This is a genomic window from Micropruina glycogenica, assembly GCF_900289045.1.
GTDB classification, from domain to species: Bacteria; Actinomycetota; Actinomycetes; order Propionibacteriales; family Propionibacteriaceae; genus Micropruina; species Micropruina glycogenica.
In genome coordinates this window covers 2,271,742-2,288,733 of record NZ_LT985188.1, presented here as the reverse complement: position 1 = coordinate 2,288,733, position 16,992 = coordinate 2,271,742, and the positions used below count along the sequence as shown (strand labels likewise).

Here is a 16,992-nt window from a genome sequence, read left to right as displayed (position 1 = left end):
CAGCCGCCTCAGGAGGGGTGCGAATCGGACGCAATCTCGCGCGGCCGGGTTGGGAGATCCCGGCGTTCGCCGGGATGACGTGGGTGGCCGGGCGCGACGGGCTGCGTAATCTCGCGCGCTCAGGTTGGGAGATCCCGGCCTTCGCCGGGATGACGAGAGGCTGGGCGCGCCGGGATGACGAGGACCTACTTGCGGGCGTACTTGTCGAGCAGGTTGTGCGGCAGCAGTTCGTAGCCGTGGAACTCGCGGGTGAACGTGCCCGAACCGTGCCCGATGCCGCGCAGATCGATGGCGTACCGCGACAACTCGGCCTGCGGTACCAGGGCCCGCACGATGGCCTTGCGGTTCACCGAGTCCGAACCCAGCACCTGGCCGCGCCGGCCCGAGAGGTCCGTCATCACCGAGCCCAGATATTCCTCACCCACCGTGACCGTGACCAGGTCGATGGGCTCGAGCAGTGCCACCACGCCACCCTTGGCCGCCGCGGCCTCTTTGATGGCCAGCGAGCCGGCCAGCTGAAAGGCCATGTCTGATGAGTCGACCGAGTGCGCCTTGCCGTCGTACAGGGTGACGCGGACGTCCACCATCGGGTAGCCGGCGAACACGCCCTTGTCGAGCTGGTTGCGAATGCCCTTCTCGACCGAGGGAATGAACTGCCGTGGCACGGCACCGCCCACCACCTTGTCGACGAACTCGAAACCGGCGCCGCGCTCGAGCGGCTCGACCTCGATGTTGCACACCGCGTACTGGCCGTGGCCGCCGGACTGCTTGACGTGGCGTCCCATTGCGTCGGCCTTGCCGGTGAAGGTCTCGCGCATCGGAATCTTGAGCTCTTCTTGCTCGACCCGCACCTGGTAGCGCTCGACCAGCCGGCCCAGCACCAGGTCGGCGTGCGCCTGGCCCGTGGTCCACAACACCAGTTGGTCGCCGTGACCGCGATCGAGCCGCACGCTGGAGTCTTCGACCGCGAGCCGCTGCAGGGCGGTGGCCAGCTTGTCTTCGTCGTTGCGGGTGGCGGCCCTGATGGCCAGCGGCAGCAGCGGGTCGGGCAGCGCCCAGGCCTCGACCACGCCCGGACGGTCCTTGGCCGACAAGGTGTCGCCGGTTTCGGCGGTGCCGAGCTTGGGCAGCAGCACGATCTCACCCGCGATGGCCTGCTGCCGCGGCTTGAGTTCGGTGCCCACCGCGCCCTGGATCAGGCCGATGCGCTCGTCGTTGTCGTGGTCGGGGTGGGCGTCGTCCTCTGCGCCGGCCACCCACGAGCGGTGGCCCGACACGTGCACCACGTCGTCGGTGCGCAGGGTGCCCGAGAAGATGCGCACCATCGACAGTCGGCCCGCGAACGGGTCGGTGGTGGTGCGGATCACCTGCGCCACCAGCGGGTCGCCGGGCTCGCTGTGTGGCTGCGGCAGCACCTCGCCCGAGGTGGTGGTGAGCGGGGGATTGGGGTGCAGGCCCGGGGTGGGGAAGCCGTGCTCGATCAGCCGCAGCAGCTCTTCGATGCCGACCCCCGAACCGGTCTGCACCGGCACGACCGGGAACAGGTTCGCGGTGGCGACGGCCTTCATCAGGTCGTCGAGAAGGTCGTCGACGTCGAGGTGTTCGTCGTCCTCGAGGTAGCGATCCATGAGGCCGTCGTCCTCGGCCTCTTGAATGATCGACTCGATCAACGGGCCGCGGTAGGTCTCGACCTGGTCGTCGTGGGCGTTCAGGGTGCGGCTCACCGGGCTACCGCCCGAATAGTCGTGCTCTTCGAGGCTGAGCAGCCCGATGTTGCCCGACACCTGGCCGGGGCCGGCGAACGTGGGCACGTGGGTGGGCCGCACGCCTTCGCCGAAGACGTCTTGCAGTTCGGCGACCGAGGTGTCGAAGTCGGCGTGGCCGGCGTCGAGTTTGGTGAGCACGATCACCCGGGGCAGGTTGGCCTTGCGGCACTCGTCCCACAGGGCCTGGGCGGCGCCGTCCAGGCCGTCGGCGGCAGAGACCACGAAGATGGCGGCGTCGGCGGCGCGAATGCCGGCGCGCAGTTCGCCGACGAAGTCGGGGTGCCCGGGGGCGTCCAGCAGGTTGACCACCGAGTCGCCGGTGACGAACGAGGCCAGAAAGAGCTGCGATGCGCGCTCGGCGTCTTCTTTCTCGCCGCGGTAACCCTCGACCCGCGCCTTCAACAACTGCTCGAACAACGAGGTCTTGCCCGACCCCGCGTTGCCGATCAGCACGACGTTGCGCACGTCGTCCGGGCTGGTCACCTGCATGCTGGCTGCGTTCACCTTCGAACTCATGCCCCTACCTAACACCTGCCCGAAGGGTGCTGCAACCGAATCGAAAAAGCCCCGGCACCCCCGTGCGGAAGGGGACCGGCGCATGAGGTGCGGGTTAGGCTGAAGGACCCTCTCGATCGGTCAGGAGGCCCTGATGGAAATCGTGTTGTCGCTGTTGCGAACCCTGGTGTTCGTGGTGGCCACCGTTGCTGCCACGGTCTACGTGAGCCGCCGCATCGGGCGCGGACGGCCGCTGTTGTGGGCCGGAACCACCCTTCTGGCTCTGTACTGGCTGGTGCTCTTCGGTTGGACGGCCTACCTGACCGGTTCGGCAGCACCCAACCCCGACCTCGGCGTGTGGGTCGGCTGGCTGGGTCACCTGCTGCCGTTCGTCGCCGCACTGGCCTACATCTGGGGCATCGGCCAGGCGGCGGGGTTCCCCTCGCGTCCGGCGCCCACGCAACCGGCGGTGCCTGCGCAGCCGGAAACACCGGCACAACCGCCGGCCGATTCCCAGGCGGGCGAGAGCGCGCCCACCCCCGTGCCGACTGCTCAGGTGAGCCGTTACGGGGTTCCCACGGCGACGTCCGATCAGAGCGGCGACGATGCCCCCGCGACGACCCCAACCCAGGGCGGCGAGAAGCCTGACGAGCCGGGCGCCGCGCAACCGGCGGACGATCAGCCCGCCCCCAAGACTCCGCGCCTCGCGGCTCCGTTCGCCGGGCCGCACGCTGTTCCGGTGGTGACCACCCCGTCCGCACACTCGGCCTACAGCGACGACGAGCCGCCCAAGGGCACGACGAAAAGCTGAGCGGCTGAGGCGACCCGAGCTTCCACAGCTCAACGTGCCGGTCGTTGGTTGAGCTGGTCGAAACCCCTAGGGATGCGCTGATCTTTGTGGTGTGCGGTTCGGTGGCTGGCCTCGGCTGTTGGGACGCGAAATTGTTGGGGTATGGACAGCGAGCAGCCTTCTTTCGCCGATGTCGAGTACGGCAATCGTCGGCGGGTTTCCAAACGTGAGCAGTTCTTGGAGCAGATGGAGGCCACGATCCCGTGGCAGGTGTGGATCGATCTGATCGAGCCGTACTACTACCTGGACCGGCCAGGTAAGACGGGTCGGAAGGCGAAGCCGCTGGCGATGATGCTGCGCATGTATTTGCTTCAGGTCTGGTTCAACCTGTCCGATGAGGGGGTCGAGGACGCGATCTACGACTCGTTCGCGATGCGCCGGTTCCTGGGTGTGGACTTCACGGTGGAGCAGGTGCCCGACGCGACCACACTGCTGCACTTTCGTCACCTGTTGGAGAAGGCCAGCTTGGCCAGAGACTGCTGGCGGCGCAGAACGACCTGTTTGAGCGTGAGGGTTGGATCATGCGGGGCGGGACGATCGTGGACGCCACGATCATTGCGGCACCGTCATCGACCAAGAACGCCACCGGTGCCAGGGACCCCGAGATGCACCAGACCCGCAAGGGCAATCAGTGGTACTTCGGGATGAAGGCCCACATCGGTACCGATGCCGGCACCGGATATGTGCACTCGGTCACCGCCACCGCGGCGAACGTGTCCGATATCACCGAGGCTGTCCATCTGATGCGGCCCGATGACACTGCCGGGTGGGGCGATGCCGGTTACCTGGGTGTCGACAAACGCGAGGAGATCACCGGCGATCCCCACCTCGCCGGCGTCACCTGGCACATTGCAGCCCGCAAGAGCCAGTTGGCGAGGATGCATCCTCATGAGCGGGCGATCGAGTCCCGCAAGGCCGGGGTGCGGGCCAAGGTCGAGCACGCGTTCCTGATAGTCAAACGAGACTTCGGGTTCACCAAGACCCGCTACCGCGGCCTGGCGAAGAATCTCCATCGTCTCCACGTCGCGTTCGCGTTGGCGAACTGGCTGATGCGGGCACGTGCCGTCGCTCTCACCACGGCGGCGGCATAGCGTCAGCCTGCCCGAAACCGCCCCAACAGGCCCCCCGCAGCGAATCGATCAGCCGACAACGCCCACACCCAACCCCTCCAAGAGCACGATCACCGTCACTCACGCCACGAATGGCACGTTGATCAGCGGTTCCCTAGGGATGCGCTGATCTTTGTGGTGTGCGGTTCGGTGGCTGGCCTCGGCTGTTGGGACGCGAAATTGTTGGGGTATGGACAGCGAGCAGCCTTCTTTCGCCGATGTCGAGTACGGCAATCGTCGGCGGGTTTCCAAACGTGAGCAGTTCTTGGAGCAGATGGAGGCCACGATCCCGTGGCAGGTGTGGATCGATCTGATCGAGCCGTACTACTACCTGGACCGGCCAGGTAAGACGGGTCGGAAGGCGAAGCCGCTGGCGATGATGCTGCGCATGTATTTGCTTCAGGTCTGGTTCAACCTGTCCGATGAGGGGGTCGAGGACGCGATCTACGACTCGTTCGCGATGCGCCGGTTCCTGGGTGTGGACTTCACGGTGGAGCAGGTGCCCGACGCGACCACACTGCTGCACTTTCGTCACCTGTTGGAGAAGCATCAGCTTGGCCAGAGACTGCTGGCGGCGCAGAACGACCTGTTTGAGCGTGAGGGTTGGATCATGCGGGGCGGCACGATCGTGGACGCCACGATCATTGCGGCACCGTCATCGACCAAGAACGCCACCGGTGCCAGGGACCCCGAGATGCACCAGACCCGCAAGGGCAATCAGTGGTACTTCGGGATGAAGGCCCACATCGGTACCGATGCCGGCACCGGATATGTGCACTCGGTCACCGCCACCGCGGCGAACGTGTCCGATATCACCGAGGCTGTCCATCTGATGCGGCCCGATGACACTGCCGGGTGGGGCGATGCCGGTTACCTGGGTGTCGACAAACGCGAGGAGATCACCGGCGATCCCCACCTCGCCGGCGTCACCTGGCACATTGCAGCCCGCAAGAGCCAGTTGGCGAGGATGCATCCTCATGAGCGGGCGATCGAGTCCCGCAAGGCCGGGGTGCGGGCCAAGGTCGAGCACGCGTTCCTGATAGTCAAACGAGACTTCGGGTTCACCAAGACCCGCTACCGCGGCCTGGCGAAGAATCTCCATCGTCTCCACGTCGCGTTCGCGTTGGCGAACTGGCTGATGCGGGCACGTGCCGTCGCTCTCACCACGGCGGCGGCATAGCGTCAGCCTGCCCGAAACCGCCCCAACAGGCCCCCCGCAGCGAATCGATCAGCCGACAACGCCCACACCCAACCCCTCCAAGAGCACGATCACCGTCACTCACGCCACGAATGGCACGTTGATCAGCGGTTCCCTAGGGATGCGCTGATCTTTGTGGTGTGCGGTTCGGTGGCTGGCTTCGGCTGTTGGGACGCGAAATTGTTGGGGTATGGACAGCGAGCAGCCTTCTTTCGCCGATGTCGAGTACGGCAATCGTCGGCGGGTTTCCAAACGTGAGCAGTTCTTGGAGCAGATGGAGGCCACGATCCCGTGGCAGGTGTGGATCGATCTGATCGAGCCGTACTACTACCTGGACCGGCCAGGTAAGACGGGTCGGAAGGCGAAGCCGCTGGCGATGATGCTGCGCATGTATTTGCTTCAGGTCTGGTTCAACCTGTCCGATGAGGGGGTCGAGGACGCGATCTACGACTCGTTCGCGATGCGCCGGTTCCTGGGTGTGGACTTCACGGTGGAGCAGGTGCCCGACGCGACCACACTGCTGCACTTTCGTCACCTGTTGGAGAAGCATCAGCTTGGCCAGAGACTGCTGGCGGCGCAGAACGACCTGTTTGAGCGTGAGGGTTGGATCATGCGGGGCGGCACGATCGTGGACGCCACGATCATTGCGGCACCGTCATCGACCAAGAACGCCACCGGTGCCAGGGACCCCGAGATGCACCAGACCCGCAAGGGCAATCAGTGGTACTTCGGGATGAAGGCCCACATCGGCACCGATGCCGGCACCGGATATGTGCACTCGGTCACCGCCACCGCAGCGAACGTGTCCGATATCACCGAGGCTGCCCATCTGATGCGGCCCGATGACACTGCCGGGTGGGGCGATGCCGGTTACCTGGGTGTCGACAAACGCGAGGAGATCACCGGCGATCCCCACCTCGCCGGCGTCACCTGGCACATTGCAGCCCGCAAGAGCCAGTTGGCGAGGATGCATCCTCATGAGCGGGCGATCGAGTCCCGCAAGGCCGGGGTGCGGGCCAAGGTCGAGCACGCGTTCCTGATCGTCAAACGAGACTTCGGGTTCACCAAGACCCGCTACCGCGGCCTGGCGAAGAATCTCCATCGTCTCCACGTCGCGTTCGCGTTGGCGAACTGGCTGATGCGGGCACGTGCCGTCGCTCTCACCACGGCGGCGGCATAGCGTCAGCCTGCCCGAAACCGCCCCAACAGGCCCCCCGCAGCGAATCGATCAGCCGACAACGCCCACACCCAACCCCTCCAAGAGCACGATCACCGTCACTCACGCCACGAATGGCACGTTGATCAGCGGTTCCCTAGCCGCAAAAGGTCTCGACGTAGAGGATGTAAGTGCCTCCCGGCAAGGGGGCGTGTGACCCTGGTCTCGACTGGCGTACCCCCGGAAGGGGTCTGCCTTGGGTTTGATCCGTCCACGACCCTCTTGCCGTGGGGTGACCTGCGAGAGCGCCGGTCGAAGGCCTTGCATGACTTCATATGAGCCTGGTCAGCCTCATCAACGTCTTGTCTGCTCGGCCTCCGACCGGCGTGCCCACCATCAGGAAGGCATTCCACCATCATGACAACAACCACCACTGGCCGCGACACCTCGGTCGTCGCGGGAGTCGACACACACAAGGACACCCACCACGTTGCCGTGCTCGCCGTCGGCACCGGTGCCCGGCTCGGGGACCTGAAGGTTCCCGCGACCCCGGCAGGCTACGACCAACTCCTCAGTTTCGTCGCGTCGTTCGGCGCGATCAGGTTGATCGGTATCGAGGGCACAAGCTCCTACGGTGCCGGCCTTGCCCGGTCCCTGGCTACGGCAGGGGTGTCGATTCGTGAGGTGATCCGCCCCAAACGCGCTCAACGGCGGCGCGGGAAGTCGGACCCGATCGACGCCTACGCTGCCGCGGCGCAGGCCCTAGCCGAACCCGAGACCCTGCCGGTCGCGAAAACCAACGACGGGCCGGTCGAGCAGATCCGGGTACTCATGGCGGTCCGCCGCTCCGCGATGAAGGCCCGCGTCGCCGCGCACCGACAAATCACCTGCCTGCTGATCACCGCACCAGAGGCCCTCAAAGCCCGCTTCACCGACCTGACCGGCAACCGCCTGATCGACACCCTCGCCACCACCCGGCCCGGACCCGCAACCACCAGCGTGTCCGCCGCGACCGGGCAAGCGTTACGCCGCCTCGCCCGCCGCCACCAGAACCTCACCGCCGAGATCGACGAGATCGACACCGAACTACACACCCTGACCATCCAGGCCGCACCCACGATGCTCGCCACCAAGGGCTACGGCGTGATCACCACCGCGACCCTGCTGATCAGCGCGGGCGACAACCCCGACCGGCTACGCACCGAAGCATCCTTCGCCGCGCTCTGCGGTGCCGCACCGATCCCCGCCAGCTCCGGCAAAACCACCCGGCACCGCCTCAACCGAGGCGGTGACCGGCAGGGCAACTGGGCCCTGCACCAGATCGCGCTCGTCCGCCTGTCCACCGACACACGCACGAAAACCTACGCCGCCAAACTCCGGGCCGCCGGCAAAAGCAAGAAAGACGTCCTGCGCTGCCTGAAACGAGCGATCGCCCGCGAGGCCTGGCACCTCCTCGTCCACCCAACCCCGGCACCCCGCACCGACGACCTCAGAACCCTGCGCCACCAACGAGAACTCACCCTCACCCAAGTCGCCCAGCACCTCAGCACCGCACCCACCCGAATCAGCGAACTCGAACGCGGCACCCGTCCCGACATCCTCCTCAGCAACGCCTACCGCGAATACCTCACCGCCGCTTGACACCAATAGGAGCATCAAGCTCGACCAGCGCTTCCACGGCATACGCGTGGACCTGCTTGGGCTGGGGCCATTCGGGCCGAGCAACCGCACCACCGGAAACGACTCAGATGTCCACCGGTATGACGGCTCCCACTGGCACGCCCCGGCCGTAGATCGGCATGTCCATCAGCCGCCGGCGCAGCTTCTCGTCGCCGAGCCACATGCGCCGCAGCACCGCCCCCATCACCACCGGACGTGCCCGCACCCCGCCGTCGGTGATTTTGATGGCGATGCCCCGACCGTCGGGCAGGCCCGCTGCGTAGACCCCCTCGGCGCCGTCCTTGGCGATCATGCCGGGCACGCCCCGCATCAGGTCGGTGACGTCGCGTCCGGTGCCGCCGACCAGTTCGGGGTGGCTGCGCATCGCGTCGGCCACCTCTTTCTCGGCGCCGTCGGTGGCCTTGGCCAACTCGCCGAAGATGCGGGCCAGGCCCACCAGTGAGATCGCGTAGGCGGGGGCGCCGCAGCCGTCGATCGAGGTCCAGAACACGCGCTGGCCGAAGCCGCGGGTGGTCTCGATCACGGCCTGCTGGCAGGGGTGACCGCGGTTCAGGTAGGTGTCGCGCGACCAGTCGTTGAGCACCGCGGTGGCCAGCATGGCGGCGTGTTTGCCCGAGCAGTTCTGGGCCAGTGAGCTGGGCGGCCGGCCCTCGGCGATCCACTGGTTGCGCTGGGCGTCGATCAGCGGCAGATCGGGGGTGTTGCGCAGGTCGGCCTCGGTGAGGCCGGCACCGTGCAGCAGGTCGAGCACCGCCTGCAGGTGCATGGGTTCGCCCGAGTGGCTGGCGCAGGCAATGGCCAGCTGGTCGGGCGGCACCTGCAGCCCGCAGCGCACCATCGCCAGGGCCTGAATCGGCTTCAGCGACGAGCGGGGCAGAACGTGACTGTCGTAGTCACCGCGCGAATACGACACCGAGCCGTCCGATCGGGTGACCACCACGATGCCGCGGTGGGTCGATTCGACGAACCCGTTGCGCACCACCTGCGCGACCACCGGAGGGTCGCCGACATTCACCACGCCCGGAGTCTAGCGACCACAGGGCGAGCTCAACCGCCGGTTGGACGTTGCTCGCGTTCAGTGACGTTGCTCGCGTCCGGACGCGAGCAACGAGCGCTATCGCGAGCAACGACGTCAGGGGCGCGTGAGCGGCCCATCGCTAACTTGAGCGCCAGAAACCGCACCGCCGTCGCCACCGCGTTGGCTGCCCCGAGCACGAGCACCTCGACCAGCCTGGATGCGTCCGCCGCCAACAGATGCAGCAGGGCCAGCGAGCCGCTGGTCAGCCCGAGGGCCACCACGAAGGCAACCAGGCCGACGACGTGGTGGCCGAACAGTCCGTCGTTGCCGCGCACGCCGAAGGTGAACACCCGGTTCGCCGCGGTGTTGGCCACCGCGGTGAGCGCCAGGGCGGTCAGGTTGGCGGCCTGGGCGTCCAGGCCCAAGCGCAGCAGCACGTACAGGACGAAGTACGCCAGCGTGGACGCCACGCCCACGGCCCCGAACCGCAGCATCTGCCCGAGCAGTCCCTGCGGAGCCGCCGCGGCCGGCAGGGCGGGGCGGGCCAGTTCGGCCCGTACCACCGCGATCGGTATGTCACCCCTGGTCAGGCCCTTCATCAGCCGCCAGACGCCGCGCAGGTCTTCGGTCGCGGTGACGGCGATGTCGACGGTGGTGCCCGGGTCGTCCACCCAGTCGACCGGAACCTCGTGAATGCGCAGCCCGGCGCGCTGGGCGAGCACCAGCAACTCGGTGTCGAAGAACCAGTTGGTGTCTTGCACCAGGGGCAGCAAGCGGCGGGCCACGTCGCTGCGCATGGCCTTGAACCCGCACTGGGCGTCGCTGAACGACACCTGCAGGGCACCGCGCAGCATCAAGTTGTAACAGCGCGAGATGAACTCACGCTTCGGCCCGCGCACCACCCGCGACCCGGTGGCCAGCCTGCTGCCGATCGCCACGTCGGAGTGCCCCGACACCAATGGAGCCAGCAGCGGCAGCAGGGCGGCCAGGTCGGTGGAGAGGTCGACGTCCATGTAGGCCACCACATCGGCGTCGCTGGCCAGCCACACCTGTTTGAGTGCCCGGCCCCTGCCCTTCGCTGCCAGATGGACGACGCCCACGCCGTCCAGTTCGGCGGCCAGCCGGCCCGCGATCGCCAACGTGTCGTCGGTGGACGCGTTGTCGGCGATCGTCACCCGGTAGCGATAGGGCAGTTCGTGCGCCAGGTAGCCGGTGAGCCGGCGAACAGAGGCCTCGAGATCGGCCGCCTCGTTGTACACGGGCACCACGATCTCGACCACGGCCCGCTTGGTGGTGGCCCGGTGCGTACCCTGCCCCGGCTTCATGGTGAGCGTCATCGCGGCCTCACTTGGCTGCCGTCAGGTCGTAGACGGTGGTGCCGCCGACGGTGGTGGCGGTGTAGTTCTCGGCCACCCATTCGGCGATCTGCGAGGCGGCGTTGCTACCGCCGTTCTGGCCGCCGAAGTTGCCGCCGCCGATGAAGTAGTGAATCCGGCCCGCGGCCACGTAGGCCTGGAACTGCTCCAGCGTCGGCGAGGGGTCGGAGCCGTTGAAGCCGCCGATCGCCATCACCGCCGAACCCGACGCCAACTGGTAACTGGCGGCGTTCTGGGCGCCCGTGGTGGCCGCCACCCAGGTGTAGCCGTCGGCGTCGGTGGTCAGCATCGTGAGCAGTTGGGACGACACGTTCGCGCCGTTGATCAGCCCGCCCATGCCGCCGCCGCGGGTTGCACTGCCGCGTGTGGACGAGCCGGTGCCGTTCTGATTCTGGCCGGGAGGCTGACCCTGGCCGCCGGGACGTCCGCCACCGTTCGGACCGCCGCCCGTGCCGGTGCTGCCAGAGATGCCGGTGCGGGCCGGCCCGGCGGTGACGATCGAACCGGTGTGCGGGGTCGCGGCGGTGTTCAACGAGTAGGCGGCGGGGCCGGCCAGTCCGGCGACGATCGAGGCGCTGATCGCGAGGGTTTGCAGGGTGCGGCCGACGCCGCGTCCGAACAAGAACAGCGCGGCGCAAGCCACCAGCACGGCGCCGGCGACGATGGACGTGGTGAGGTACACCCCGCCCGCGACGCGGGCCAGGGCGATGCCCCAGGCGGCGCTGACGACGGCGGCCAGCGCGAGCGACCCGCGTCCGACCCAAGTGTCGCGATGGGTCCAGGCCAGTGCCCCGCCGATCGCCAGCGTGCCACCGATCGCCGGAGCCAGGGCGACGGTGTAGTAGTCGTGGTAGATGCCGGCCATGTAGCTGAACACGGCGATGTTGATGACCAGCCAGCTCGCGAACAGCGCCAGCGCACCGGCCGTGCGGGTGCGTGCGGTCTCGACCCCGCTGCGCAGGGTGGTGCCCCAACCGCGGCGTCCGAGCAGTACGAAACCGGCCACGGCCAGCAGCAGGGCGGCCGGAATCAGCCACGACACCATTTCGCCCGACAGGGTGACGAACATGCGGCCGATGCCGATCTGACCCCACCGGCCCGACGCGTTGCCGACCGAGCCGGTCTCGTCGCCGTTCAGCCGACCCAACCCGTTGTAGCCGAAGGTCAGTTCGAGAATCGAGTTTGTCTGCGAGCCGCCGATGTAGGGCCGCCACGAGGCGGGGACCAGTTCGACGATGGCGATCCACCAGCCGAAGGTCACCACCATAGCCGCGAACGCAATCAGCAGGTCGACGATCTTCTTGCGCCACGAGGCGGGGGCGGCGACGGCGTAGGCCAGCACCAGCGACGGCAGAATCACGAACGCCTGCAGCATCTTGGCCAGAAACCCGAGGCCCACCAGGGCACCGGCCAGGGCCAGCTTCTTGCGCGACGCCGTCTCGGCCGCGCGCAGGGTGACGGCCGCGGCGGCCACGTAGCAGAACACCATCAGCGCGTCGGGGTTGTTGAACCGGAACATCAGCGTGGCCGCGGGGGTGAGCGCGAACGCCAGGGCCGCCACGATGCCGGCCCAGTGGGCGCGGTTGGGCGAGCCCGAGCGGGCCAGCGACCGGCGGACGGTGCCGTAGAGGATCCAGGCCGAGCCGACGCCGAGCAGCGCCTGCGGCAGCAGAATGCTCCACGAGCTCAGGCCGAAGATGCGCACCGACAGCGCCATCAGCCACAGCGAGCCCGGCGTCTTGTCGACGGTGATCGAGTTGCCGGCGTCCAGCGAGCCGTAGAAGAAGGCCTTCCACGACTCGGCGCCGGCCTGCACCGCCGCGGAGTAGAACGAGTTCGCGTACCCCGAGGCGGCAAGGTTCCAGGTGTAGAGGGCCAGCACGGCGAGCAGCGTCACGGCCAGCGAAACCCGGCGGACGACGGGCGAAAAGGCTCGCGAAGGTCGTCCGGCCGTGGCGGCGGGGGTGCCCGACGTCGGGGGAGTGCCGTCCGGGGCGGTTGGTCTGCCCGCGTCGGTATCGATGATTGCAGTGGTCACGCACCCACGGTGTGTGCCGGCTCTGTCCGGGCCCTGGGGTGTCGCTGTGGTGCTGCTGTCAGGGGGTGGCGCACGTTGGGGACGGTTCCCATCTCGCGCCACCTGCGTGGTTGGCGCGAGTTCGGAACCGTCCCCATCTCGCGCCACTCGGCTCGTTCCTGTGGACTCATGTCAAGATGCCCGCTTGGGTTGGGTCGTTGACTCATTTCGTTTTGCCCGCGTCATTTTTGTTCGGGATAGGTAGACGTGGTTGCGTTTGGCTGCTTTGAGGATGGTGCCGCGGCGGCGGGCGAGTTCGAGCAGGTTGCGTTGGATGAGGTCGATGTCTCGGCGTAGTTGGGCCGGGTTGGCCTGGGTGATGCGACTGTCAAGGTGTCGCCGGTCCTGGTCGTCGAGGACGGTGGGGTGGTCACGGAGCAGCCGGCCGGCCGGGGTGGTGGCGGTGTCGTAGGTCTTGGTGACTTTCGCTCCGGTGCGGGTCTTGGTTTTCAGCTTCTGTTGCGGGGTGAACAGGTTGGACAGTTCAGCGGCCAGGGGCCATAGCTGGTTGAGCAGGTCGAGTTCCCGGCTGGTGTCGTAGCGGTAGTAGCCGACGTTGCGGCGGACTCTGGTCCAGTTCTTCTGTTCGATGTGGGCTTGGTCGTTGGAATGGTTCGGGCGGCCGCGGGTGAACGTGATCTCACGGGTGTTGCACCAGCTCATCAGGTGGTGGTTAATGAACTCGGAGCCGTTGTCAGAGTGGACGCCCACGATCGCGAACGGGAACCGGAGGGCGAGTTGCTCCAGCCCGGTGGCCACGATCCTTTCGCCCTTGGACTTCACGGTGATGGTTTCGGTCCAACCGGTAGCCACGTCGACAGCGTCCAGGCTGTAGTGGAAGTGGCCGTTGTTGTCGCCGCCGTCGTGACCGACCAGATCGATCTCGATGAACCCTGGCTGGGTGTCGTCCCACTCGTGCCAGGTCTTCAGCGGGATCGACGATTTCAACAGCGATCCGGGGCGGGTCAAGGACCGGCCCTTGAGGTTGCCGACCAGCCCGAGCCGGTAGGGCCGCAATCGGCGATCGATGGTCGCCGCCGACATGGCCAGCAGTGCGTCGATGACTTCGGGTGTCGCGTTCAGCTCGCCCTTGGCGACCAGGCTCGCGACCAGGACCGGCAGCGCTGGGCGCACGATCTTGCCGCTGGGTCCGTCCAGCACCGCCCAGCACACCGCCAAGGCGTCGATCACCTCAGGTCCGTAGCGGAACACAGGCTCGCGGGGCCTGCGTGGCCGGTTCACGTCCACACCGGCGACCGCTGCCCGGATCATCTTGCGGGCATGGTCTCGATGCCAGCCGTTGACCGCGACCAGATGATCCAAAATGGTCGACTTCTCAGCCTTGGTCGCCTTCGGCCACGCCTTGACCTGGCTCGCCAGCACAGCCTTCCGTTGCCTCATCGTCAGCCCCATCCCCGCAGCCTGACCCACGCGGGCATTCTCAGATGAGTCAACGACCCCACCCACGCGGGCATTCAGCACGAGTCAACTCGTCGTTTTGACCCGACCCGAGGTCGGCAGGTAATCTAAATCGCTGTTGCGCTGAGGTCTGCCGGCTGGCAGATCCCGCACCGCCGACAAACTGTTATCAACTGGAAGTGGTCCACGAGCGTGTCTACGTACAGCCCCAAGTCGGGTGAGGTCACCCGTAACTGGCATGTGATCGATGCCTCCGATGTCGTTCTCGGACGCCTCGCCGTCACGGCTGCCACGCTGCTGCGCGGCAAGCACAAGGCACAGTTCGCACCGCACCTCGACACGGGCGACTTCGTGATCGTGGTCAACGCGTCCAAGATCGCCCTGACCGGCAACAAGGCCACCGACAAGCTGGCTCACCGCCACTCCGGACGTCCGGGCGGCCTCAAGTCGGTGCCCTACGGCGAACTGCTGGCCACCGACCCCCGGCACGCCGTCGAGCGCGCCGTGTGGGGCATGCTGCCCAAGAACAAGCTCAGCCGTCAGCTGATCAAGAAGCTCAAGGTCTACTCGGGCCCCGAGCACCCGCACAGCGCGCAGCAGCCGCAGCCGTACGAAATCACCCAGATCGCTCAGTGAGAGCCGAAGGAAGCACAGTGACCGAAGCCGTCGAGACCACCGAGGAACTCGCCCCCTTCACCGAGGGTGACCGTGAGATTGCCTACCGCGCCGAGGCCGTGGCGTCGTCCGCAGCCCCGGGTGAGCGCCCGGCCGTGATCGGCGCCGCCGACGCGACCGGTCGCCGCAAAGAGGCCATCGCCCGCGTGCGGCTGACCCCGGGCACGGGCCAATTCCGCATCAACGGTCGCTCGCTCGAGGAGTACTTCCCGAACAAGCTGCACCAGCAGACGGTCAACGAGCCCTTCGAGACCGCCGCGGTCGCCGGCAGCTACGACGTGGTCGCCAAGATCGTCGGCGGCGGTGTCACCGGTCAGGCCGGTGCGCTGCGCCTGGGCATCGCCCGTGCGCTCAACGCCGTCGACGCCGAGGCGTCCCGTCCGGCCCTGAAGAAGGCCGGTCTGCTCACCCGCGACGCGCGGGTGAAGGAACGCAAGAAGGCCGGTCTGAAGAAGGCCCGCAAGGCTCCGCAGTACAGCAAGCGCTGATCGGCCCATGGCTCGACTGTTCGGCACCGACGGTGTCCGGGGCAGAGCCAACGCCGACCTGACCGCCGAACTGGCCCTCGACCTCGCTGTCGCCGCCGCCCACGTGTTGGGCGAGGCGGGCGTGTTCGAGGGCCGTCGGCCGTTCGCGGTGGTCGGGCGCGACACCCGCGCCTCGGGTGAGTTTCTCGAAGCCGCAGTGGTCGCGGGGCTCGCCTCCGCAGGGGTTGACGTGGTCAGGCTGGGCGTGGTGCCGACGCCCGGCGTCGCTTATCTCACCGGCGCTCTGGACGCCGATCTGGGCGTGATGCTCTCGGCCAGCCACAACCCGATGCCCGACAACGGCATCAAGTTCTTCGCCCGCGGCGGGGTGAAGCTCGACGACACCGTAGAAGACGCCATCGAAGAGCGGCTCGGCGAGGCGTGGACGCGTCCCACCGGCGCCGAGGTCGGGCGGGTGCGCGACGACACCGGTGCCGTCGAGGGCTACGTCGCACACCTGGTCAGCAGCCTCGGTGCCGACGCGTCGCTGGCCCCGCTCAAGGTCGTGATCGACACCGCCAACGGTGCCGCCTCGCTCACTGCGCTGGCCGCGTTCGATGCGCAGGGCGCCGAGGTGGTACCCCTGCACGCGGCCCCCGACGGGCTCAACATCAACGACAACTGCGGCTCGACCCATCTGGAGTCGTTGCAGGCCGCCGTGCTCGAGCACGGTGCCGACCTGGGCATCGGCCTCGACGGCGACGCCGACCGCTGCCTCGCGGTGGACGCCGTCGGCCAGATCGTCGACGGCGACCAGATTCTGGCCATTCTGGCGATCGCCATGAAAGAAGACCACGCATTGCACAGCGACACGGTGGTGGCCACCGTGATGAGCAACCTCGGCTTCGTGATCGCCATGCGCGAACGCGGCATCAGGGTCGATCAGGCCAAGGTCGGCGACCGGTACGTGCTCGAGTCCATGAACGCCAACGGCTTCACCCTCGGTGGTGAGCAGTCGGGCCACGTGATCATGAGCGAGTTCGCCACCACCGGCGACGGCGTGCTGACCGCCCTGCACCTGGCCGCCCGCATGGCGCGCACCGGCAAGCCGCTGGCCGAACTGGCCGGCGTGATGACCAGGTTGCCGCAGGTGATGATCAACGTGCCCGACGTGAACAAGGTGCGCGCGGGGCTCGACCCGGTGTTGCAGCAGGCGGTCACCGCGGCGTCCCGCGAGCTGGGCGACACCGGACGGGTGCTGCTGCGGCCGTCCGGCACCGAACCTCTGGTGCGGGTGATGGTCGAGGCCGGAACCCATGAGCAGGCCCAAGAGATCGCCGAGCGCCTAGTGGGCGTGGTGAAGGAGCGACTGGCGCTGTAGGCCGCCGGTCGAACCCCACCGCTGGTCGAGCTTGTCGAGACCCGTTCCGTCGGTCGAGCTTGTCGAGGCCCGTCTGTTGCCGCGGAGCGGACGCGCCCCTGCCCCGCCCTTCCGAGACTGCTCGGCGAGCGCCTCGCAACGCGCAAACACTCGACCCGCCCCTTACAGGGGCCCCCCGCTCCGCTTTGATCTCGCGTTGCCGCACACCGTCATCCCGGCGAACGCCGGGATCTCGCAACCTGAGTGAGCGTTCGGGTTGCGTTGTGAGATCCCGGGTCAAGCCCGGGATGACGGTGGTTTCGTCGGTCGAGCTTGTGGATACCCG

General features: G+C 67.5%; 13 protein-coding genes. 8 read left to right on the top strand and 5 right to left on the bottom strand.

Features of this window, described 5'->3' with window-relative positions; all coding sequences use genetic code 11:
• Positions 1-185: 185 nt before the first annotated feature.
• Entirely contained in the window at positions 186-2,282 is a 2,097-nt protein-coding gene (locus MPLG2_RS10820; protein ID WP_173909620.1) for an elongation factor G-like protein EF-G2, read from the bottom strand.
• 133 nt (positions 2,283-2,415) lie between these two features.
• On the opposite strand from MPLG2_RS10820, the gene MPLG2_RS10815 reads away from it, so the two are divergent.
• The 5 genes from MPLG2_RS10815 (at position 2,416) to MPLG2_RS10795 (ending at position 8,215) form a co-directional block, all read left to right on the top strand.
• Entirely contained in the window at positions 2,416-3,072 is a 657-nt protein-coding gene (locus tag MPLG2_RS10815) for a hypothetical protein (RefSeq protein ID WP_105186129.1), read from the top strand.
• 141 nt (positions 3,073-3,213) lie between these two features.
• Positions 3,214-4,202 (top strand): IS5 family transposase gene (locus MPLG2_RS10810; protein WP_231935629.1). Its coding sequence is split into 2 segments (ribosomal slippage): positions 3,214-3,583 and positions 3,583-4,202, totalling 990 coding nucleotides; the frame shifts between segments, so codons are not numbered across the junction.
• Between the two features lie 208 nt (positions 4,203-4,410).
• Entirely contained in the window at positions 4,411-5,400 is a 990-nt protein-coding gene (locus MPLG2_RS10805) for an IS5 family transposase (RefSeq protein WP_105186128.1), read from the top strand.
• Positions 5,401-5,608: 208 nt separating this feature from the next.
• Positions 5,609-6,598, top strand: coding sequence for an IS5 family transposase (locus MPLG2_RS10800; RefSeq protein WP_105185111.1), 990 nt, complete (start codon positions 5,609-5,611; stop codon positions 6,596-6,598).
• Between the two features lie 393 nt (positions 6,599-6,991).
• A complete protein-coding gene (locus MPLG2_RS10795; RefSeq protein WP_105184599.1) occupies positions 6,992-8,215 on the top strand; it encodes an IS110 family RNA-guided transposase in 1,224 nt (407 codons plus the stop codon).
• 103 nt (positions 8,216-8,318) lie between these two features.
• On the opposite strand, the gene MPLG2_RS10790 is transcribed toward MPLG2_RS10795, so the two are convergent.
• From MPLG2_RS10790 to MPLG2_RS10775, 4 genes are all read right to left on the bottom strand, one after another.
• On the bottom strand, positions 8,319-9,272 hold the full coding sequence (locus tag MPLG2_RS10790; RefSeq protein ID WP_105186127.1) for an asparaginase: 954 nt from the start codon (positions 9,270-9,272) through the stop codon (positions 8,319-8,321).
• Positions 9,273-9,301: 29 nt separating this feature from the next.
• Entirely contained in the window at positions 9,302-10,609 is a 1,308-nt protein-coding gene (locus MPLG2_RS10785) for a bifunctional glycosyltransferase family 2/GtrA family protein (protein ID WP_105186126.1), read from the bottom strand.
• Between the two features lie 7 nt (positions 10,610-10,616).
• The gene (locus MPLG2_RS10780) at positions 10,617-12,686 is read right to left on the bottom strand and encodes an ArnT family glycosyltransferase (protein WP_158681062.1); all 2,070 of its coding nucleotides are present in this window, start codon (positions 12,684-12,686) and stop codon (positions 10,617-10,619) included.
• A 171-nt stretch (positions 12,687-12,857) separates the two neighbouring features.
• Positions 12,858-14,126, bottom strand: a complete 1,269-nt coding sequence (locus tag MPLG2_RS10775) for an integrase catalytic domain-containing protein (RefSeq protein WP_105187409.1) — start codon at positions 14,124-14,126, stop codon at positions 12,858-12,860.
• 210 nt (positions 14,127-14,336) lie between these two features.
• On the opposite strand from MPLG2_RS10775, the gene rplM reads away from it, so the two are divergent.
• The 3 genes from rplM to glmM are packed head-to-tail and all read left to right on the top strand — an operon-like array spanning position 14,337 to position 16,667.
• Positions 14,337-14,780, top strand: coding sequence for a 50S ribosomal protein L13 (gene rplM / locus MPLG2_RS10770; RefSeq protein WP_105186124.1), 444 nt, complete (start codon positions 14,337-14,339; stop codon positions 14,778-14,780).
• A complete protein-coding gene (gene rpsI, locus MPLG2_RS10765; protein ID WP_105186123.1) occupies positions 14,777-15,307 on the top strand; it encodes a 30S ribosomal protein S9 in 531 nt (176 codons plus the stop codon). The genes rplM and rpsI overlap by 4 nt, the downstream gene beginning before the upstream one ends.
• 7 nt (positions 15,308-15,314) lie before the next feature.
• The gene (gene glmM / locus MPLG2_RS10760; protein ID WP_105186122.1) at positions 15,315-16,667 is read left to right on the top strand and encodes a phosphoglucosamine mutase; all 1,353 of its coding nucleotides are present in this window, start codon (positions 15,315-15,317) and stop codon (positions 16,665-16,667) included.
• The last annotated feature ends 325 nt before the right edge of the window (positions 16,668-16,992 follow it).